20 protein-coding genes are annotated in these 19456 nt (G+C 54.6%); 7 read left to right on the top strand and 13 right to left on the bottom strand.

The window, feature by feature from the left end:
- Positions 1–36 precede the first annotated feature (36 nt).
- On the bottom strand, positions 37–1248 hold the full coding sequence (locus BLR64_RS16060) for a nitric oxide synthase oxygenase (protein WP_244157728.1): 1212 nt from the start codon (positions 1246–1248) through the stop codon (positions 37–39).
- Positions 1249–1357: 109 nt separating this feature from the next.
- On the opposite strand from BLR64_RS16060, the gene BLR64_RS16065 reads away from it, so the two are divergent.
- A complete protein-coding gene (locus BLR64_RS16065) occupies positions 1358–1627 on the top strand; it encodes a SunI/YnzG family protein (protein ID WP_090715652.1) in 270 nt (89 codons plus the stop codon).
- A gap of 32 nt (positions 1628–1659) precedes the next feature.
- Positions 1660–1983, top strand: a complete 324-nt coding sequence (locus BLR64_RS16070) for a putative quinol monooxygenase (RefSeq protein WP_341833385.1) — start codon at positions 1660–1662, stop codon at positions 1981–1983.
- Between the two features lie 97 nt (positions 1984–2080).
- On the opposite strand, the gene BLR64_RS16075 is transcribed toward BLR64_RS16070, so the two are convergent.
- The 7 genes from BLR64_RS16075 to BLR64_RS16105 form a co-directional block, all read right to left on the bottom strand.
- The gene (locus BLR64_RS16075; RefSeq protein WP_090715655.1) at positions 2081–2923 is read right to left on the bottom strand and encodes an EcsC family protein; all 843 of its coding nucleotides are present in this window, start codon (positions 2921–2923) and stop codon (positions 2081–2083) included.
- Between the two features lie 158 nt (positions 2924–3081).
- Entirely contained in the window at positions 3082–3366 is a 285-nt protein-coding gene (locus BLR64_RS16080) for a hypothetical protein (protein WP_090715657.1), read from the bottom strand.
- Between the two features lie 124 nt (positions 3367–3490).
- A complete protein-coding gene (locus tag BLR64_RS16085; RefSeq protein ID WP_090715658.1) occupies positions 3491–4903 on the bottom strand; it encodes a hypothetical protein in 1413 nt (470 codons plus the stop codon).
- A gap of 161 nt (positions 4904–5064) precedes the next feature.
- On the bottom strand, positions 5065–5844 hold the full coding sequence (locus BLR64_RS16090) for a class I SAM-dependent methyltransferase (RefSeq protein WP_244157729.1): 780 nt from the start codon (positions 5842–5844) through the stop codon (positions 5065–5067).
- A gap of 274 nt (positions 5845–6118) precedes the next feature.
- Positions 6119–8107 (bottom strand): FAD-binding protein, encoded by a 1989-nt coding sequence (locus BLR64_RS16095; protein WP_090715660.1) that lies wholly within the window; start codon positions 8105–8107, stop codon positions 6119–6121.
- Positions 8108–8244: 137 nt separating this feature from the next.
- On the bottom strand, positions 8245–9057 hold the full coding sequence (locus tag BLR64_RS16100; protein ID WP_090715662.1) for a MerR family transcriptional regulator: 813 nt from the start codon (positions 9055–9057) through the stop codon (positions 8245–8247).
- 156 nt (positions 9058–9213) lie between these two features.
- A complete protein-coding gene (locus BLR64_RS16105) occupies positions 9214–9663 on the bottom strand; it encodes a YdeI/OmpD-associated family protein (protein ID WP_090715664.1) in 450 nt (149 codons plus the stop codon).
- A 145-nt stretch (positions 9664–9808) separates the two neighbouring features.
- On the opposite strand from BLR64_RS16105, the gene BLR64_RS16110 reads away from it, so the two are divergent.
- Positions 9809–10912, top strand: coding sequence for a UvrB/UvrC motif-containing protein (locus BLR64_RS16110; protein WP_090715666.1), 1104 nt, complete (start codon positions 9809–9811; stop codon positions 10910–10912).
- Between the two features lie 694 nt (positions 10913–11606).
- Here the strand turns inward: BLR64_RS16110 and BLR64_RS16115 are convergent.
- Positions 11607–12473, bottom strand: a complete 867-nt coding sequence (locus BLR64_RS16115; RefSeq protein WP_090715668.1) for an SDR family oxidoreductase — start codon at positions 12471–12473, stop codon at positions 11607–11609.
- A gap of 251 nt (positions 12474–12724) precedes the next feature.
- On the opposite strand from BLR64_RS16115, the gene nudC reads away from it, so the two are divergent.
- Entirely contained in the window at positions 12725–13567 is an 843-nt protein-coding gene (gene nudC, locus BLR64_RS16120) for an NAD(+) diphosphatase (protein WP_090715670.1), read from the top strand.
- A 77-nt stretch (positions 13568–13644) separates the two neighbouring features.
- Here the strand turns inward: nudC and BLR64_RS16125 are convergent, their stop codons facing one another.
- A complete protein-coding gene (locus BLR64_RS16125; RefSeq protein WP_090715671.1) occupies positions 13645–14229 on the bottom strand; it encodes an NAD(P)H-dependent oxidoreductase in 585 nt (194 codons plus the stop codon).
- Between the two features lie 118 nt (positions 14230–14347).
- Between BLR64_RS16125 and BLR64_RS16130 the strand changes: the two genes are divergently transcribed.
- Both BLR64_RS16130 and BLR64_RS16135 read left to right on the top strand, forming a co-directional pair.
- Positions 14348–14776: a MarR family winged helix-turn-helix transcriptional regulator gene (locus BLR64_RS16130; RefSeq protein WP_090715673.1), complete on the top strand. Its 429-nt coding sequence runs from the start codon at positions 14348–14350 to the stop codon at positions 14774–14776.
- Positions 14777–14882: 106 nt separating this feature from the next.
- Positions 14883–15932, top strand: coding sequence for a C40 family peptidase (locus BLR64_RS16135; RefSeq protein WP_090715674.1), 1050 nt, complete (start codon positions 14883–14885; stop codon positions 15930–15932).
- Between the two features lie 101 nt (positions 15933–16033).
- On the opposite strand, the gene BLR64_RS16140 is transcribed toward BLR64_RS16135, so the two are convergent.
- The 3 genes from BLR64_RS16140 to BLR64_RS16150 all read right to left on the bottom strand — a co-directional run bounded on the left by BLR64_RS16140 (position 16034) and on the right by BLR64_RS16150 (position 18838).
- Positions 16034–17020 (bottom strand): sensor domain-containing diguanylate cyclase, encoded by a 987-nt coding sequence (locus tag BLR64_RS16140; RefSeq protein ID WP_090715676.1) that lies wholly within the window; start codon positions 17018–17020, stop codon positions 16034–16036.
- A 42-nt stretch (positions 17021–17062) separates the two neighbouring features.
- Positions 17063–17857 (bottom strand): alpha/beta fold hydrolase, encoded by a 795-nt coding sequence (locus BLR64_RS16145; RefSeq protein ID WP_090715677.1) that lies wholly within the window; start codon positions 17855–17857, stop codon positions 17063–17065.
- A 162-nt stretch (positions 17858–18019) separates the two neighbouring features.
- Entirely contained in the window at positions 18020–18838 is an 819-nt protein-coding gene (locus BLR64_RS16150; RefSeq protein ID WP_090715679.1) for a methyl-accepting chemotaxis protein, read from the bottom strand.
- Between the two features lie 350 nt (positions 18839–19188).
- On the opposite strand from BLR64_RS16150, the gene BLR64_RS16155 reads away from it, so the two are divergent.
- On the top strand, positions 19189–19456 hold a 268-nt coding region (locus BLR64_RS16155), incomplete at its 3' end, for a transposase (RefSeq protein ID WP_167360699.1).

The raw sequence follows: 19456 nt of genomic DNA on the forward strand, positions 1-19456 counted from the left end.
CTAAGCTTAAATAGTATCACAGATCAAACGGCCTGACTATTGATGAAAAGGGCACTTCATCTCCTGGACAGGCAGCGCAGATGCCTCTTGGCCGGCGGGTTCGTCACGTTCCGGATTGCTGTCCCGTCCAGCATAAGCGGGCTTCTGATAAATCAGGCGCGGACTGAGGTTAAGCTCCCTCAGCTTGTTGTCTTCCCAGATCGGTGTCGAGGAGGGTGACATCGGGGGGATCAGCCAGTGCCATTTGCCGGACACCTCCCGGCCCTTCTGCCTCTCCTGCTCCTGAAACCGGACGAACTGGTCGGCGGCCGTATGATGATCCACAATGCTGACTCCTGCCAGCTTAAAGGAATGCAGTACAGCGCGGTTAAGCTCCAGCAGCGCCCGGTCCTTCCAGAGCGAAGTGTTCGTCGAACGGTCCAGTCCCAGCAGATCAGCTACCTCAGGAAGGCGGTTGTACCGTCCGTAATCACCCAGATTACGGGAGCCGATTTCCGTCTCCATATACCATCCGTTAAAAGGTGCTGCCGGATAGCGGATTCCGCCAATCTCCAGCAGCATATCGGATACGACAGGAACGGCATACCAGCGCAGCCCAAGCTCGCCGAAGCGTTCAATCTCCGGATGGCTGAGCGGCACCTCCTGCACCAGCGAACCGGGTATGGTGAACCAGCGCGGCGGCTCTTCCCCGATGCTGATGACCAGCGGCAGCACATCGAAGTCGCCGCCGCTGCCCTGCCAGCCGAGCTTCCGGCAGACTGCCGTAAAGGCATCCGAGGCCGGGTCGCCGCGGCGGGGCTGCCCGTCTGCTGCCGGGTATCCGGCATAGCGGATCAGCTGGTGGTTCCATATCCGGATGGCTCTGTCCGGCTCAGTACCGCTGCGGAACACGGTCATGACCGGACGGATCCGGCCGCCGTTGCCCGCCCGCTCAAGATGCCTGAGCAGCGCTTCCGCCACTTGTGGGGCTGTGTTAGCCTGACGGGCATCGTTAACCTCCAGCGTATGCCAGAATAGCCTGCCGATACAGCGGCTGTTGTTCCGCCAGGCCATTCTGGCACCGTGCGTGAGCTCATCTGCTGTATGATGATAGGTTCCCGTCTGTCTGATTTCTTTATGTACTGCCTCTATGCGTCCATTCAGCTCAGCAGGTGATTTCTCTAATTCACTGTAACACTGCCGGAGGAACGACTCGGCCTGTTCTATTAATTCTTCCATGCTTGCTGTTTCGCGGGTCTTCATTTCCATATGGTCCTCTTCCTGCGTATTTCCTGCGAATAGTGTAAATCATCCGGGAATCGTATATTATTATTGGACAGTTAATTATTGGATATCAATGATAGAAAGGAGCTGCGATATGCCGGGAATTAAAATCAATCGTCAAGGTGAAACCCTCATCATCCGCTGGCAGTTAACAAAAATTGAAGTGCCGGTTACGGAAATAACAGGAGTAACGCTGGATGACACTTATGGAGGCTCAGACAAGGAAGCTATCCGTATCGGCACACCTTATGGAACCACCGGCAGGGTTGTTATCCGGACAAAGCAACGGTCTTATCTATTATTCACCTCAAATGCAGACGTTATCAAGGAAAAAACAGAGCAGCTGTTGAATATGGAAGGCTGACAGTGTTCTAAATCCAAAGTAGTGGAGGGTAAATGATGAGCAAATTCGGTATGTATGCCAAGTTCACCGCCAAGCCTGGTGAACGGGATGCACTCTCGGCCATTTTGCTGGAAAGTGCTGCAGCGGCTGAAGTGGTGGCAGAATGTGAGCTGTACATCATCAATCATGCTGAGACAGAGCCTGATGTCCTCTGGGTAACAGAGGTCTGGAGCAGCCGGGAGGCCCATGCAGCCTCGCTTGCCCTTGACGCTACAAGAGCTGCAATCGGGCGGGCGATGCCGCTGATTGCCGGTGTGGAGTCAACAAAAATCCAGCCGGTCGGCGGAAAAGGGTTAACCTTCAGCAATGGCATTTAGTCTGTTATTATCCGTGGCGGAGCCTGATCATTCCTGCGTCCAGCCGACTGGTACGCCCGGCTGCCCCCTGAATCAAAGGCGCAGGGGGCAGCTTTACCTATTCCTCATCCAGCTCGGCCAGCCTCGCCATAATTCTCCGCTTTCGGTAGAGCATCTGCGCCGCCTCCGCCACATCCTCGAGCGCCTTGCGGTTAGTATACGCACCGAAGAACATCCCCGCTACCGGAACCGTCTGCAGCAGCTTCTTCCAGCCCCAGTTATCGCGGTATACGGTGATGACTTCCTTCCAGCCCTGGATTTTGGAGACAGCGGCATTGGCGCCGGCTGTAATATCGCCGCTGCCGCCGGCCTGCAGATTCAGCTCCTGCAGTATAGTCCGCTTGCCGACCACATCGGAGGAAGCGAACTGCATCACTTTTACCGTAAAGATCCGCTCGGTCTTATCAGTCGGATCATAGCCGTAGCACAGGCCGATCTCCTGAATCACCTTCAGCGACAGCCCCAGAATGGCCGGGATATCTGCAGCCAGCGTAAATACCCCGCCGAAGCCCGTTGTCGCGCCCTGCACGGTGGCGACGTTCCGGCTGCTCCCGCTAAGCTTCTCCGCAGCGGCATCCATAACCGCCAGAGGATAAGGCCCATGCTCCGGAGCCCCGGCAGCTCTGCCTGCAGCCTCTACAAGCTGCCCTACCTTGCGTCCGGCTACCAGATAATTGCCGCCGTTCTGAATATAGCTGCCCAGCTCGTCCAGCAGCCTGCCTATTTTTTCATGAATGACCTTTGGGGTGACTTTGTCGAGCAGTTTGAACGGGAGACGGGTAATCCGGTCCCAGATCATCAGCTTATTCTGTTCCTTTTCCCACGCAGCAATCCCGGAAAGTGCGCTGAGCAGTTCCTCCCGCGTCTCCAATGATGCAGCCTTCCCTGTGTTGTCCGGCATTCGATCCCCTCCATATTCATCATCTCTAAGAGAATTAACCGCAAATGGCCTGCTTGAATGCCGGGATGCCGGATAATCTGCCTCCTTTGTTACTGTTGCAGAAAAAGGCATTCCCGGACAATGCCGGAAATGCCGGAGGTATGCTGCACAGCGATACTCTAGTCCTCAAATCCGCCCGGCTGCTGCTTCAGGCCCGCCAGCCTTTCCTGTTCATCGGCCAGCCGCTCTTCTACCAGCTCTACGCCATGGTCGTCCACCGAGCCTTCCGGTGCATGACTGACGGCTTCCTCTGCATGTTCCAGACTGTTTTCCGCCTGGGCAATCGTCTGCTCATCAGGATGGCTTAACGCCTGTGAGACTGCATTATGCAGCTTAGTAACCGAATCATGGGCCTGATCCACGGTGCTGTTGGTCCGCAGGCTGGACTCGTAATGTGGTTTCATGCTGGATACTCCCCCTTTTCTCACACTGTCTTTCTTCTTTAGGATGGATAAGGGGAGGCGTTCTTATGCACCTGCCTGCGGCAGGGCGGCCTATACCCGGTTGATTGCCTGCAGGCATGGCGGTCTAGATCAGGAACATGGCGGCTACTGTCATGGCCGCCAGCCCCAGCAGGACCGGCTTGAGATTGCGCCGGGCCAGCTCGAACGGGCTGACGCCGCAGATGGCGGCAGCGGGAATGAGCGCCCACGGGATCAGGGTGCCGCCGCCGACCCAGATGGCGGCTACCTGCCCAAGGGCGGTCAGCGTGGCGGCGCCGGAGTTAATCGCCGCCGCGAACATCTGGGCAATCGAGCCGGCCAGCGAGATGCCGGAGAAGCCGGAGCCGTCGAGACCGGTGATCGCGCCGATCACCGTCAGCGTTACGGCTCCTACTGCGCCGTTAAGCGGCACATGCTCCGCCAGGGCGACGCCGAGGTCGTTGACGATGCCGTGCGAGCCGTCCGGCAGCGCATTGCCGTACAGCGCGGTAAACGCAGAGTCGCCGAGATAGAAGAAGGCGGCGATCGGGATAACCGGGCCGAACACCTTGAAGCCGAAGACGAAGCCTTCGATCAGGTAGCTGGTAGTCTTCTCAAGCCCCTGATTGCGGTGTGCCAGCAGCGTCGTCACGATCAGAATAAGCACGGCTGTGCCGCCTACAAGGGCTGTCGCATCCCCTCCCTGCAGGTTCAGAACGAACATGCAGATGACATCCAGCAGGAACAGCAGCGGAATAGCGATTGCCAGCCCTTTGCGCAGCCCTGCACTCATGTAGACCGGCGCCGCCTCATCCGCTCCGGATGCCGCGAGGTCTGCCGGCCCTTTTCCCGTAACCAGCCCGTCTCTCCACGTTCCGTTCTTCTGGTCCCGGCGCATCATCCAGAAGGCTGTAACTGTGGTTACGAGCCCCATCACAATGACCAGCGGTACACTGGCCTGCATCACGCTGGATACCGGAAGGCCGGCTGCATCGGCGGTCAGCTTGGGCGCACCCTGAATAATGTAATCCCCGGATAAGGCGATGCCATGGCCGAACAGATTCATTGCCATCGCCGCACCGAGCGCCGGCAGGCCTACCCGGACTGCAACCGGCAGCAGCACAGCACCGACCAGCGCCACTGCCGGTGAGGGCCAGAAAAAGAAGGAGGTTACCATCATGATCAGCCCGATTCCCCAGTAAGCCAGCGCCGGCGTCCGCAGGAAACGGGTTAACGGAGCGACCATCATTTCATTAATACCTGTAATGATCAGAATGCGGCTCATCGCAACAATAATGGAGATGATCATAATAGTGCCCATCAGTTCCTTGGTAGCATAAATAAACGAATTGAATATCCCCGATACAGAGCCGGTAACTGTTGTCGTAGCAAGCAGCCCCAAGGCAAAAATTCCGGCCACACAGATCATCGTCGTATCACGCCGCCGGATAAGCAGCGCCAGGATGAACACGATAAAGACCAGATATACATAGTGGATTGCACTTAAATGGATACCCATTGTGAAGCGCGCCCCCTTTCTTCTACAGCAGAATGGTGCTATATGTTATGCAGGAGGCTGGGCGTATGTTCGCAGGTTCCGGGCTGAAGTGACAATATTCGCGCCCATGCCGGCAGCACACCAAAAAGACCGCCCCGTTGCCGGAGCGGCCCAAATCGATCCTATATTTTGACTGCAGTGATCATAAAGCGGTGTTCCACGCTTTCAATATAGCCGTCACGCTCAAGCTGCTGCTGAAGCAGAACAAGCCGGTCATAACATTTCTCAACCGAAAAGCCGGGGAATTCCCATTCTATTATTTTTGCAAAATACACCAGCGCCCCTATATCCCTGAACCGCAGCAGCGGGAACACCTCAGCAGCCTCTATAACCTTGAACCCGCTGCGCTGCAGTTCACTGCAGACCGGCTCCATGCAGAAATGATGATCGGCTGGAGCTGCGTGTTCACCAAGCAAAAACTCCGATAAAGCCCTGTTGTTCCGGCCTCCGACCTGCTGGGTAATAAAGACCCCGCCCGGCTGCAGAATCCGGTGCACCTCCCGGCAAGAAAAAGCCTCATGCCGGTTCATAACCAGCTCAAACGATCCGTCCGCAAACGGCAGTGCATCATCCGAATACACCTGCCTCAGCTCAATCCCGTGAGGCGGAAGCAGCTTACTGCAAATCTCCACATTAGGCGGATAAGCCTCTGTAGCGTAAGTCCGCCCCGGCGGAGGCGACAGTGACAGCAGAAACTCTCCGCCGCCTGTGCCCATGTCCAGCAGGTTGCCTGCTGCTGCACTCATATATGTTCTAACGGCTGCTTCGTAATCCCAGGGCAGCGCTTCCTCATCCATTCGCCCGGACAGCGCGGAGAAATCCCAGCCCCGGAAGGAGCGCTGCTCCTCCTGCAGCCAGCTTTTTTTCCAATAATCCATATCCATTTTGTCTGTTCCCATCATAATGCCCCTCTCGCATGTGTATAATGTAAGCTTTGCGAATGAGGTGCAGCCAAGAGACCAGCCTGATAACAAGTTGTATTCTTCTATGGCCCGGTGCGATCCTGTTATCAGATCAGTCTGGCTGCACCGGGCAGTTACCTCGTTTAATCACCATCACAATTCCCTCACCTTCAAATGAGTAAGCTGGTGTCACCTCTTCATAGTAGCATGCAGATACAACAAGGGGAAGCCTGACGGCTCCCCCTGCTTGCATACTTTGGTGTTCTGCTAGAAGCTATTTTCCTAGTGCAGCTGCAGCCGCATCTTCGCCGCCGAGACGTCCGGAGGTAAAGGAGTAGCCGAGGCCCACGCCGTTGCCGACATAGGTATCATTATACAGCACACCTTCGGATTCCAAACCGACGGCATACAGTCCCTTAACCGGCACCCGTTTGTCGTTCAGCACCTGGAACTTGGTGTTTACGAGCAGGCCGCCGACCGAACCGAGATTGTTGATCTCTGCAATTACCGCATAATAGGGGCCGCTTTCACCCATCGGCAGCAGATATTCCTTTGCTTTGCCGAATTCCGTATCCACACCGCTCTTGGCAGCCGCCTCATATTTGGTGAAGGCCTCCTTGAACACAACGGCATCCATGCCGGCATTTGCAGCCAGCTCTTCGATCGTATTGCCTTTAAATCCGTCACCGTTTGCAGCCATGGCATCAAATACCTTGTCCGCGTCCTTCCAAGGATTGTCCAGGGTGAACTTGTCTGTGAAGGCCGCGTAGAATTCCGGCGGCATTCCCGGCAGGGCTGGTGCCTTTACCCCGTTCATCCCCTTTGTCTTCAGCGCGTCAAGCTGTGCCTTTGAGACGATAACCAGATGATAGGCTCCGTTAAAAGCACTGGTATTCGCCGCCGCTACAGCGGTAAGCGTCGCCGCTTCGTCCCTGAATCTCGCTCCCGAAGGGCCAACGTTCATGAAATTAGGCAGATAGGTTGTCATCAGCGGATAACTGGCCTGGAACGGCTCGTACTGGGCCTTCAGCTTCTCTGTTGCTCTGGCCAGCGTCTGGTGCAGCATTTGTCCCCCGAAATTATCCGGCACCTTGGCTCCGGCTTCCCAGGCCATCTTCAGGCCTTCCCCGATATTCTGGCCCAGCCCGCCGTTTACACCTTCAAACCCGAAGGCCTCCTTGACCATTTCCTTATTAGCCGCGTAACCGCCGGTTGCCATTACAACGCTTTTGCCGGTAATTTCGAGGGTCGTGCCGTCTGCTTTCTCGGCTACTACTCCGGTTACTTCACCGCTTGCGCCGGTAAGCAGCTTCTTGGCAGTCGTTTCGGTGAGGACCTGGCCGCCTCCTTTTTCCACTGATTCAGCCAGCATGGCCCGCAGCAGATCCTGGCGTGTCTCATAAGCCGGAAGCATATGCAGCTGTTCGCCGCCAAAATTGATAAAGGTCGTCTGATACCCCTTCCCGGTCAGCCAGTCGTAGGTTTCACCGGACTTGGTTACATATTGACGGACCGCTGCCGCATCCACCCGCCAGTGATTGTTAACGATCCAGTCGGAAATTTCCTTCTCGACGCTCACTTTAAGTCCGCTGCTGACTGCGGCTGAGGAGTTATAAAATTTCCCCGCCCAGGACAGATTGCTCGCCCCGCCGATGGTCGCTGTTTTTTCGATAAGGATCACCTTGGCGCCTTTATCCGCAGCCGATACTGCCGCCGACACGCCGGATGCTCCTGCACCGACAACGACTACGTCAGCCGTAAGCTGCTCTGTTTTGCCTGCGCCTGCTTTGGCAACTTCCCGGGATTTGAAGGCGGCAACGTCGCCGCCTGCCTGGTTAAGGGCATCCTCAACGGCAGCCAGAATGGCATTGCTGGACTCGGAAGCTCCGCTGACGGCATCCACCTTCAGCGTCTGCCCGGCAATAATCTGCTCCTTGATCTTGTCGATCGCCTCAACGCCGATTCCGGCGGTTTCGGTCTGGCTGACGACCTTGATGTCCGTAATGGTCTGTTTGTCGTCCAATGTGACCTCTACCTGGATTTTGCCGTCCTTGCCGTCCGCCTCTGCTGTGTAGGTCCCCGCCTTAAAAGAAGCCGGTATCCCGCTGCTGTCTGCCGCCGGCTGCGTAGCCTCGGGCGATGCTGTCGGCTGCCCGGTTGCCGCCGGCTCTGCGGAATTTCCACTGCAGCCGCCGATGACGGCCAGGATCATGATCAGACTGATGGACACATTGAACATTCTGGTTAAGCTTGGCTTTCTCACTTTCAATTTCCCCCTGTCGCATAATGCTGCATACTTAATGCTGATGCCACCGAGTGTAAACCTTGGTGCAGCACCAAGGTCAATGAAGGAGTTGTGAATTTTTTCTCAAAGCCAGGTGTGCGGAAGGGTCCGGATCATCAGGTGCTGATTGGAATATTGATTTCCAGATACGTCCTATTCTCGTCCTCCAGCCGTTCTGTGAACAAGATTTTGCCGTAAACACCGCCGTTCACGGTGTAGCCCTGCTCCCCTGCGTAATCCAGCATAAACTGGAAGTCCTTACGTTCAAGGTAATCTTCATAGGAGATTATGATGACGGATGAGATGCATACGCCGGGCGGAATGTACTGCATGCTGTCATTGATGCGTACGCCCAGCTTGTGCTGATCCTCTTCGAGAAGCGCCAGCCCCCAGCCGTAATCAAGCTCCCCGTCCCGGCTGAGGCTGTCCGTATTCTCCGTGCGAAAGGAATAGAAGGTGAACGGCAGCAGCTCCATCCAGGCCTGTACCGTCTGCTTGAGGGACTCCTTTTGCAGGAGCTGGTTCTTATCCGTCTGCTGAATCCGGTACATTCCCGGCATCTGCTTGATCCGGCATGTATAAAGCGCCTCCCCCAGCCCCTTAAGCTCGTCATGGATGCTGTTGATCTTGTCCAGCAGCATGGTGCTCCGCCGGATCTCCTCCTCCAGCTGCAGCTGTGCGGCGTATATGGAGTCCACCACCCGCTCTGCAGGCGCCTCGTTAATCAGCTCGGCCACATTTTGCAGCGGTATCTGCATACTGCGGTACCAGCGGCTCGACAGCAGATTCCTGGCATCCAGATCATTGAAGTACCTGTAGTTGTTACGGCAGCCCTTTTCCGGCCTGACAATATCGTGTTTCTCGTATAAACGCAGCGTATCCGCCGTTATGCCAAGGATCGATGCGAACTCCCCTATTGAATATTTCATAAAAAGCCCCCCAGCTTTGCCGAAATTTCATGTTATTTATACTCTTCATGATAGTTGGTTCGTCTGGAAGCTTTTGTGGTGTATATCACACGGCTGGCTGCAGCAAAAAAAGCGGCCCGCAGGCCGCCCTTGTCCACTTATACTGTTAGATCAAACCTATTGAATCCTTCCCTCGCTCAGCGTCTGAACGGATTTGCTGATACGCCGCTGCCGTGTCTCCGCCGTTTTGGCGTCCTCGATGGATAATACAAACCGCCGTTTGTTGCTGTAGGATAATCCGTCAAAAAAGCTGCGCGCCGCCGGCTCACGGTCCAGCGCCTCACTGAAATCCGGCGGCACCGCCACTTCTCTCGGCTCATTATCGGGTGCAAGCTCTACCTCAATTTCCTCCCCGGCGCTGACGCCCGCGCCCTTCCGGTTCTCCGCACTGAGCGGGAGCATGAACTGTCCGCCCATTACCGCTACCGTGCTGGCATACGTATAGCCGTTAATCGTTACTTTGACCGCCGGCTTCTTGCCTGACCCCAGGCTGGCTACCACTTCGGGAGGAACGGGAATGCCCGTAGCTGTCTTGCCGCCAAGGATTACTGTTGTCCGGAACTTCATCTGAATACCTCCAGTCCGAATGCAAATCGCAAAGATTACTCCCATTGTAGGGCTAAGGCATGTGCTTTTCCAGTCGCCTGCCGGTCTAAATCTCGTATATACTTACAATATACCAATCTATGCTATACGCAGAGGTGATTCCTCAATGAATCTGAAGGAAAAAGTTCACAGCCTCCCCTTAACACCCGGCGTCTACCTGATGAAGGACAGTCTTGGCCACATTATTTATGTCGGTAAGGCCAAGCAGCTCCGCAAACGGGTACAGTCTTATTTTTATAATAACAAAGGCCACTCCCCCAAGGTTGTCCAGCTTGTCCGCAATATCAGGGACCTGGAGTACCGGCTGACCGATACGGAATTTGAAGCCTTCATGCTGGAGTGCCAGCTGATTAAAGAAATCAAACCGATGTATAACCGGAAAATGAAAAATCCGCTGGCCTATAGCTACATCTCGGTCCGTGAGGATAAAGTACGCCGCCAGCTTGAAGTCAGCTATGATCCCGGCCCTCCCGGAGAAAAGCTGCATTTCGGCCCCTATACGAGCAGGAGCACTGTGGAGCGGGCGCTGCAGGGCATCAAGGAGAGCCAGCGGATTCTTTGCAGCAATCCGCATACCCGGAGCTCCCTCTGCCTCAACCATTCGCTCGGCCTCTGCATTGGCATGTGCGGCGGAGGCGCTTCGATGGAAGCCTATAACAGGATTATAGACAGAGTAATCGCGCTGCTGGACGGGCGGGATCTGAGTATACTGAATGATCTGGAGCAGCGCATGAACGAGGCAGCGGAGCGGTTCGACTTTGAGGCAGCAGCCAAATACCGCGACTACGCGGGAGCGGTTCAGGCGCTGCTTCAGAAAGAAAAGGTCTCGCGGTTCACCGGCGAGAACAATAATATCGCCGTGCTGGAGCCGATGGACGGAGACGTAATCAAGCTGATCCTGATTAAAGGTGCCCGGATTATATACAGGACTTCACTGGATCTGCGGCATATGGACCATGAGCGGCTGCAGGCTGCGGTCCATTCAGCTATTTTTGAGCATTTCACCGCTGAGGCTCCCGAGGGTGCCGGTACAATTAACCGCCACACCATTGATGAAGCGCAGATAATTTACAGCTACCTCAAGAGCAGCTCCGGCAACTATCTGATTATCCCGCCGGAATGGCTTGCCGCTGCACCCGAGTCTCTGCTGGCAGACGCCGTGGTCAAGCTGCTGGCAGACTGCCTTGAGCAGCTGGAGGAGGTAGATTAGCCAGCCGGCTTCTTCAGTTGGCGCCTTGTGGAGAAGGGGCACCGCGAATGGAGCGGTATGTAGGGCAAAGCTAGTGGCACAGCTAATGTGTTGTGCGGGAGCGGTGTGTAGGGCGCGGCTAGTTGGGCGGTGTGCGGGAACGGGTGTGTAGAGCATACTAGTTGGGCGGTGTGTTGTATGGCGGGGGCCGGGGACTAAGTGGATTTTCACCACTTAAATCCTTGAAAATTTCCACTATCGGAGAATTAGTTGGAAATTCGCCACTTAAATCTTCCCCTTTCTCCTTATATTCACGATATCGGAGAAAATAAGTGGCGAAAATCCACTTAAAACCTGAAAAACCTTAAAAATGCACGAATTAAGTGGCGTTTTTCCACCTAATTATGCAAGAAAGCCCCGTCCCCGCGAGCTTTGTGGAATTCCTCCCTCTTTCCCTGCCGCCAGCGGGGTTGATGGAGCTACTTTATAGGATTTTTCCCACTATCCCTGCCGCCAGCAGCGCTGATAGAGCTACTTTATAGGATTTACGCCCTCTATTCCCGCAGCCAGCAGGTGCTGTAACTCCACTTCCCCCGGACTATATGCAAAAAAAGCTGCCCCTGGTCATTGACCGGAGGGCAGCCTTTTGTCTATTCCGCTATATGATCTTATTCAGCTATAGAGCCAAATAGCTCAACCGCTGTCTCTTGCAAGCTTATGCCTGCGCGCTGTTCACCAGGGCACTGATTCCTTCGCTGAGCGGGGTCTGCGGGCGCTGAAGCAGCTTTTCCAGGTCACCGCTCTCGATGTCCAGCGCGCCTTCGCGGATTGCTGCCTGGATAGCTACGACGATCGGCAGGGCCGCTTCCGGTACGCCTGCTCCGGCCATTACGCTTGAGTAGGTGGCATCATCCACCTGCTGCACAGGGATGTCTTTGCCGAGCACACCACCGGCAATAGCAGCCAGCTCTGCCTGGGTAAGCGGCTTGCCGGATAATTCGTATACGGCATTCTCATGGCCTTCACCGGTAAGAACAGCGGCGGCGGCTTCTGCATAGTCGCGGCGGGTTGCCCAGCCTACCTTGCCTTCACCGGCGGAGGTCAGCCATGGCGCTCCGGCAGCTGCTGCATGGATGGAGCCGGCCTCATTTTCCAGGTACCAGTTGTTGCGGAGGAAAGCATACGGAATGCCGGATTCACGAATGAATTGTTCAGTTGCCTTGTGTACCGGCGCAAGGAACAGTGTACTTGATTCCGCATGTCCGACACTGGTGTAAGCGATGAAGCCTACGCCTGCACGGACAGCCGCATCTACTGCCGCTTTGTGCTGGCGGATACGGGTGTCGTTGTCCCCGTCTGCCGAAACAATCAGCAGCCGGTCCACACCGGCAAAAGCCTGATCCAAAGTGTCCGGCTGATCAAAATCGCCATGGCGGACATCCACGCCGAGGGCCCGCAGGCTCTCTGCCTTCTCAGGATTTCTAACGCTGGCTACTAGACTGTCAGCCGGTACAGCCTTCAGCAAAGCCTCTGCTACAATAGCACCAAATTGTCCTGTTGCTCCTGTGAATCCGATCTTCATCTTAAACTCCTCCATTACCCATTTATTTTTTATAAGAAATACTGCTTGTATCTCCTTTTATTACGTAATTCATCGCTCCTGTAACCATTGTAGTTACAACTTGATCATTTGTCAAACCCTTTGTTCCTGCAAATAAAAAAAGGCCCTCCCACCTCCGAAAGACCCGCTGCAGTGTATGTATTTGTTAGCTTTCCCGCATGGTGCTATTCTTACAACATGTACTTATACCGAATAAGAAAGGTTCTGTCCTCATGTCTAAACCTCGAGTATCTATTTATGCACGCTACCTTCCGTCCGTTACGCCGGACCCGCAATATACCGGCTCAGTCTACTGGCTTGTCACCCATTCCGGCAGGCTGCTGGTAACAGAGTCACCTGAGCAGACCTCCATTCCCCTGCTGCCTTCGCTTGACTTGCTTGCAGCCGTTCCGAACCGCACGCTCTATCTCGGCTCTCTTGCAGGCATTCCCTGCTTCGCTGCAGATGTTCCAGCCGATACGCCCGAGCCGCCGGGCATGGCTTTCCACCCTCTGCGCACTTTATACGATGTGCTCGATGAGGATGTGTTCCATCTGGCCGGAAGGGCACTGCAGCTGCTGGCGTGGGATGAGACCCATCAGTTCTGCGGCAAATGCGGCTCTGCAACGGTACTCTCCGCTGCAGAGCATGTCCGCAGCTGCCCTGCGTGCGGGCAGCTCTTTTATCCGCGCCTGGCCCCGGCGGTTATTACAGCTATCCTGAAGGACGGCCAGATTCTGCTCGCCCACGCCCCCCATTTCCAGAACAATATGTACGGGCTGATTGCCGGGTTCGTCGAGCCGGGTGAGACGCTGGAGGACTGTGTGGCGCGCGAGATCAGGGAGGAAGTCGGAATTACGGTGAAGAACATCACCTATTTCGGGAGCCAGCAGTGGCCGTTCCCCCATTCACTGATGGTTGGCTTCCTGGCCGAATATGAGAGCGGTGAAATCAGCGTGGACGGGATTGAGCTCGATCATGCCGCCTGGTTCCGGCCGGACAGCCTGCCGAATATCCCGCCGCGGGTCAGCATCGCCCGCAAAATAATTGACTGGTATGTGGAGCAAAACAGCTAAGCCCTGCACATCCATCCTTTACTTCCTGACAAGCGGCTCCGCGGGATAATCCCTCCGCGGGGCTGCTGTGCATATTGCTACCGCGCCGTCTTAAAGTAGCGGTACACCTGCTCCAGCTTGCGGGCATGCTTACCGCGCGGGCTTTCCATGCTGCCGAATTCGAAAAACTTCACCTTGCGTATGCCGACAAAGTTGAACAATGCCTTGCGCATCAACATCTTGTGCGCATTTCCCAGCCACAGCAGCGGATAATGCGCCGGCCCTTTCATCACCGAAATACACACTACCGATTTTCCCTTGAGCAGCCCCTCGGGCAGCAGCCCGCTCTTGTCCCTGTAGGCAAATCCGGAGGCGAACATCTTGTCAATATAGCCCATTAGCATAGCCGGAGGCCGTCCCCACCAGATCGGGTAGACCAGTACAATCCGGTCAGCCCAGCTCAGCTGCTCACGGTATTTGGCCAGCCCCGGGTCACTATGCATATCCCGCCGCCGCTTCTGTTCGTTGAATACCAGCACCGGATCAAAGCCTTCCCCGTATAAATCCAGCACCTGTATATCCGTTACGGCTTCATTTTCCCGGCTGCCCCGCAGCACCTCCTGCAAAAAAGCATAGCTCAGGCTTTGATGATTCGGATGTGTGTAGATTACCAGTGTATTCATGTCGGCACCCCTTTACTTATCATTTGATAACAAAATCCTAGCACATCCGAAAATTAGTTGTCAAATGATAATTGTTTTATGATAATGTTTTTGCTATCGTCAAGGCAGAGGTGATCCCATGGACAATAACCTGTTATTCCAGCAAATCGTAACCTTTACTACAGCCGTACATCAGGTTACAAGCGATTTAACCAAGGATGTGAAGTCAGGGGCATTGACTCCTGTCCAATATAAAATTCTCGAATACATTGCAGTAAGCCAGCCTGTGACCCTAAGCGAAATCAGCGATTGCATGCATATGTCGATGCCCAATACGAGCCGCGAACTGAAGAAGCTGACCGAAAAGCAGCTCTGTTCCAGAGTTACTGATCCGTCTGACCGCCGCAGGCAGGGCATTACTCTATCACCTGCCGGAGAGGTAATGATGGGTGAAGCCTTCCAGACCATCGGCCGCCGCTTTGAGGAGCGTATTGCCCATCTATCGGAGGAGGAGCGCCGGGAGATCGGGCAGGCGCTTGGGCTTTTGCAGCAAAAGGTTTTTTACTGAGCCCTCTCTATACCGCACTAATTCACCCATCATTTACCACAAAACCAATGCGCCAGGCCAGCGTCCAACTATAGACAATAAATCTATAGGCCAAGGTGATACACACATGACAAAATGCAATCCCGCCCTTCTTCCACTGCTCCTTCTATCGCTATGCGGGGGAGGTGCCGCCTATGCAGACGCGCTTCCACAGGAGCAGGTGGATTCTCCGGCTATCTCAGTCTATCTGGACGGCCAGCCGCTTCGTTCAGAGGTGCCGCCCCTGAATGTCGACGGAACAGTGCTCGTGCCGATGCGCGGGCTGTTCGAGGCGCAGGGAGCTGTGCTGAGCTGGGACAACACCGGCAAGACGGTCACTGCATCCAAAGACGATACCACGCTCACTTATCAGATGGGCACCTCCTCTGCCAATCTGAACGGCCAGCCCGTTGAGATGGATGTTCCCGGCGTAATCGCTGACGATACGGCGATGATTCCCCTGCGGATGGCCAGCGAAGCCCTGGGCAATACCGTGAATTGGGTTCCAGCCACCCAGTCGGTGCAGATCTCATCGGCAGCGGTCATTTATGAAACCTCGATCCTCCAGGGTGTAACGCTGCGCAGCAAGCCGGATGGTGAAAGCAAGCCCGTTACGGAGAACCTGCTGTCTGCAGGAACCAAAGTGCACGTAATCAGTGTAGCCGACGCGCTCTGGCTGAAGGTCCGGACAGAGGACAACCTGATCGGCTACATCTCGGCCAAGCCGAAGTTTACCGACTACACCAGCTCTTCCCTCACCGAAAAGCAGGCTGCAGCTCTGCTCGCATACGGCAGGACTTTTAACGGCACGCCCTACGAATTCGGCGCCTCCCCCGACCAGACGGATACGTTTGACTGTTCTTCCTTTGTGAAGCGCCTGTTCGAGGATATCCTGTCCGTCGAGCTGCCCCGCGTATCCTACAATCAGGCAAAGGAAGGTACCAAGGTCAAGCTGAACGAGCTGCGTCCGGGCGATCTGCTGTTCTTTACCGCGCGGGGTCTTGATATCGGCCATGTAGCAATCTACGCCGGAAACAACAAGATTCTGCACACCTATTCCTCCAAAGAGGGCGTTCACACAGAAGATTTTGACGGCCAGTGGAAAAAACGCTTTGTGACCGCCCGCAGAATTTTGTAGCTTAGCAGCAGGCCTCCCGCCGGCAGCAGCAAAAGCCCCCAGCAGATGTCACCGGACGGTGTCTGTTGAGGGCTTTTTTTGTATATGAGTAATAAGGCATACTATAGCTTCGCGGTAAAATCAAAGCAGTGCGTCACGCGGTTTCTTCCACCTTCTTTGGATGCGTAGAGCGCAGTGTCGGCTTTGTGGAGCAGCGTTTTTTCCGAATCCCCGGCCGTACATGTAGCGATTCCGATGCTGACCGTAAGCCGTCCGGTATCCCAGACAGCAAGCTCGGCCTCCTGCCGCAGATTCTCAGCGACCAGCCTGGATTCGTCAGCAGCCATATCAGGCAAAATCAGCACGAACTCTTCTCCGCCGTACCGGGCGGCCGTATCCTTTTCCCGGGAATGAAATCTCAGCAGGCTCCCCAGCTTCTCCAGCACATAATCACCTGTCTGATGCCCGAAGGTATCGTTGATCCGCTTAAAGTAGTCAATGTCTATCATCAGCAGAGAAAACGGCTCCCCTGTCTCCCGGAACAGCTCCAGCTGCCCGCTCAGCTTCTCTTCCAAATAACGCCTGTTCCTGAGTCCTGTAAGCTTGTCCGTCGTGGACCGCTCCACCAGAATGGCATTAAGCTCCATCAGCTCACTCTGCTTCTGCTGGATTTCGGTATGGATCTGGCCCAGTCTGGCCAGCGCCTGCTCTTTTTCCCAGTAAGCCTCTTCGATCTGTTTCTTGGCCGAACGCAGCTCCTGCTCGTAATCCATCCGTTTGCTCATCTGCACCAGTACACAGTCTATCACCGCCACACCCTCAACCACCAGACTCCGCCCGTTCAGAATGTAGGGAACCGTCCCACCGCTTACGTCCTTCAGGCTGATAAACAGCTCTTCTACATGACCATGCAGCTTGATATTCGGGTAGAAATAAGAATGGAAAACCAGCTGGTTCGCCTTGGACATAATCGATTCAATATGTTTATGCAGCAGCGCCTCCCGTGTGTATCCCATCAAGAAAAGGAAGGTATGGTTCATATCCGTAATGATGCCCTGATGTGTAATCGACAAATATCCGCACGGGGCGTATTCCAGCCGTTCATCCATTTTTAAATAACCTCACAATACTGCATAGTGTTCAAAATCTGTTTACAGATAGCCTTGAATCAGCGCAATGGTCTCCTCCGGATGACTGATATGCGGATAATGCCCCTTGGCCTGCATCAGCCGCAGCTCGCTGTTCTTCAAGTGCTTATGCAGGTATTCACCTACTTCAATAGGCACAATACTGTCATCCGAGCACTGCAGAATCAGCGTAGGCACTGCGGCTTCAGCCAGCGACCCGCGGTGATCCGACAGGAATGTAACCTCGGCGAACTCCCGGGTAATCACCGGATCGGCTGAAATAAAGCTGCGCTGTAGATCCAGGGTCAGCTCCGGCAAATGCGGATTGTTCATAGCAAGCGGTGCCATAAAGCTGGCCCAGCCGCTGAAATTCATTTCCATCATCTCCAGCAGCTCGGCAATATCGCTTTTCTCGAATCCGCCGAAGTAGTCCTCACCATCATTTAAGTACCGGGGGGACGGGCCGATCATCACCATTTTGGCAAACAGCTCCGGCCGTTCAATGGAAGCCAGCATCCCAATCATGGAACTGACAGAATGTCCTATAAAAATAATATCGCTCAGCTGCAGCAGTCCGATAACATCCAGCAAATCCTGTACATATCCGCTGAAGTTTCCATACCGCTCAGAACTATATGCGCTTAGATCGGAATTACCCGAGCCTACATAATCAAAAAGCACCAGCCGGTACTCCTGCTCAAAAGCCGGTGTTATAAACTGCCACATGCTCTGGTCACACCCGAAGCCGTGGGCAAACACAATGGTCCGCTCACCCTCTCCGGTTACTTTCACTTTGTTCCTGGCCCAAATATCATTCATTCGCTGTAACTCCCTCATTCTCCAAAATACTATCCCTCATTGTGAGGGCGGGCGGCCTAAATAACAAGGTAATCGTTAGGCCAATCCCCCTGATCGTTCCAGCTGAAATGTGGCATTAACACAAACTTTTATTGCCTCGTTTCGGGCAGCCCTGCTTATTGCCTACAGCTTTTGGGCGAAGGCGTTCAGCTTTTCGGACATCTGCTGGATTTCTTCAATGAAGGCCGATATCTGCTCCGAGGTTGCGGCCTGCTCCTGTACAATCGAAGCGATCCGTTCTATAGAGACGCCCATTTGTGACGTTGCCGTTTTGAAAGCTCCCAATGTGTCCTGAATCGTCCTGGCCCGGCTGACCGTTTCATTCGACAGCTTGCGGATCTCCTGGGCTACGACCCCGAAGCCCCTGCCTTTATCGCCGGCATGGGCTGCTTCGATCGCAGCATTAATGCCCAGCAGATGCGTCTGGCTGGCCACATTGTTTATAATCGCCACTACCTTATCCGTCTCGCTAACCTGCTCTCCGCTTTTTTGTGCCAGAGCAAGCAGCTCCTGGGTAGAGGCGGCGAGTTCACCCGCGCCGTCTGCCACTTGCATCAGCCGTGTGCTCGCCTGGGCCAGCGACGCGGCGATCTGGTCCGATATGATCCGCAGCTCACGCTGGCGGCGCAGCTGCACGGCAATACCGCCGATGACGCGGCCCTCCGTGTCATGGATCGGGGTGGCCGTCCCGGTGAATTCGAAGCCGTAAAACTCAGCAGGAACCTCCGCCCTAAGTGGCGTATTATTGCGGATGGCTGCCGTCAGCGGCTCCTCGGCATGAAGAAGCTGGCCCTCTTGGATATGCAAATTTATATTTTCTCCCGGCCAATAGGCGAGGAATTTCTCCAGGTCGCAGATCGCGATTGATAAGTCGGCAGGAACGGCCGCCCTGATCACCGGCACCGCCGCCATGAGCTGTTCCAGCGATTCAACTTTGTACATGTTGTAGCCACCTTTTTCAGTAAATCGTTTATGACAACCAAATATTTGCATACATAATAAAAGACTTATAAATTTTTAAATTTACTGAATCAAAATCATCAAAATTTTAAGTAATCATGATTTATATCGGCTGGCGACAGCCGTTATTCAAGCGTTGCGCGGCGTTTTGCAGCAAGATGGGAGGAACGGCTTAACTGCGGGGGCAGGTCAAGGGGATTATTGCCTATGACTGATGCCGGCCGCGGGCTGTGGGGTGGCGGCTCAATAGTGGGATTTTCTCTCAAGCCCCCTAATCGAATTGGAGTCCTCAAGATGCATAAGGTACACTAATAGAGAAGGGGATGAGGAACATGAAGAGCAATAAGTTGTACGACGAACAACGGATCAAAGTTGCCCAAGAAGCGATTAATGGAACAAAGATATCTTTCCTTGCCCGTAAGTATTCAGTTTCTCCGAGCACGATTGCGAACTGGGTGAAGTTCTACAAAGAACGATTCGGTGAGCAGGCAACACCCTCTGTTAGCGAACGTATCGAAGATGCAAAACGTGTTCAGGAGTTAGAGGACAAGATGGACACTGCGATTAAACTCCTAGGCGAAAAAGATCTAGAGATCGAGC

The organism is Paenibacillus typhae (assembly GCF_900099765.1).
GTDB lineage: Bacteria > Bacillota > Bacilli > Paenibacillales > Paenibacillaceae > Paenibacillus_AQ > Paenibacillus_AQ typhae.

What these genes read in the sequence shown, in the direction of transcription:
- BLR64_RS16060 (WP_244157728.1), bottom strand. Translation starts at nt 1,248, where the DNA reads ATGGAAATGAAGACCCGCGAAACAGCAAGCATGGAAGAATTAATAGAA.
- BLR64_RS16065 (WP_090715652.1), top strand. Translation starts at nt 1,358, where the DNA reads ATGCCGGGAATTAAAATCAATCGTCAAGGTGAAACCCTCATCATCCGC.
- BLR64_RS16070 (WP_341833385.1), top strand. Translation starts at nt 1,660, where the DNA reads ATGATGAGCAAATTCGGTATGTATGCCAAGTTCACCGCCAAGCCTGGT.
- BLR64_RS16075 (WP_090715655.1), bottom strand. Translation starts at nt 2,923, where the DNA reads ATGCCGGACAACACAGGGAAGGCTGCATCATTGGAGACGCGGGAGGAA.
- BLR64_RS16080 (WP_090715657.1), bottom strand. Translation starts at nt 3,366, where the DNA reads ATGAAACCACATTACGAGTCCAGCCTGCGGACCAACAGCACCGTGGAT.
- BLR64_RS16085 (WP_090715658.1), bottom strand. Translation starts at nt 4,903, where the DNA reads ATGGGTATCCATTTAAGTGCAATCCACTATGTATATCTGGTCTTTATC.
- BLR64_RS16090 (WP_244157729.1), bottom strand. Translation starts at nt 5,844, where the DNA reads ATGATGGGAACAGACAAAATGGATATGGATTATTGGAAAAAAAGCTGG.
- BLR64_RS16100 (WP_090715662.1), bottom strand. Translation starts at nt 9,057, where the DNA reads ATGAAATATTCAATAGGGGAGTTCGCATCGATCCTTGGCATAACGGCG.
- BLR64_RS16105 (WP_090715664.1), bottom strand. Translation starts at nt 9,663, where the DNA reads ATGAAGTTCCGGACAACAGTAATCCTTGGCGGCAAGACAGCTACGGGC.
- BLR64_RS16110 (WP_090715666.1), top strand. Translation starts at nt 9,809, where the DNA reads ATGAATCTGAAGGAAAAAGTTCACAGCCTCCCCTTAACACCCGGCGTC.
- BLR64_RS16115 (WP_090715668.1), bottom strand. Translation starts at nt 12,473, where the DNA reads ATGAAGATCGGATTCACAGGAGCAACAGGACAATTTGGTGCTATTGTA.
- nudC (WP_090715670.1), top strand. Translation starts at nt 12,725, where the DNA reads ATGTCTAAACCTCGAGTATCTATTTATGCACGCTACCTTCCGTCCGTT.
- BLR64_RS16125 (WP_090715671.1), bottom strand. Translation starts at nt 14,229, where the DNA reads ATGAATACACTGGTAATCTACACACATCCGAATCATCAAAGCCTGAGC.
- BLR64_RS16130 (WP_090715673.1), top strand. Translation starts at nt 14,348, where the DNA reads ATGGACAATAACCTGTTATTCCAGCAAATCGTAACCTTTACTACAGCC.
- BLR64_RS16135 (WP_090715674.1), top strand. Translation starts at nt 14,883, where the DNA reads ATGACAAAATGCAATCCCGCCCTTCTTCCACTGCTCCTTCTATCGCTA.
- BLR64_RS16140 (WP_090715676.1), bottom strand. Translation starts at nt 17,020, where the DNA reads ATGGATGAACGGCTGGAATACGCCCCGTGCGGATATTTGTCGATTACA.
- BLR64_RS16145 (WP_090715677.1), bottom strand. Translation starts at nt 17,857, where the DNA reads ATGAATGATATTTGGGCCAGGAACAAAGTGAAAGTAACCGGAGAGGGT.
- BLR64_RS16150 (WP_090715679.1), bottom strand. Translation starts at nt 18,838, where the DNA reads ATGTACAAAGTTGAATCGCTGGAACAGCTCATGGCGGCGGTGCCGGTG.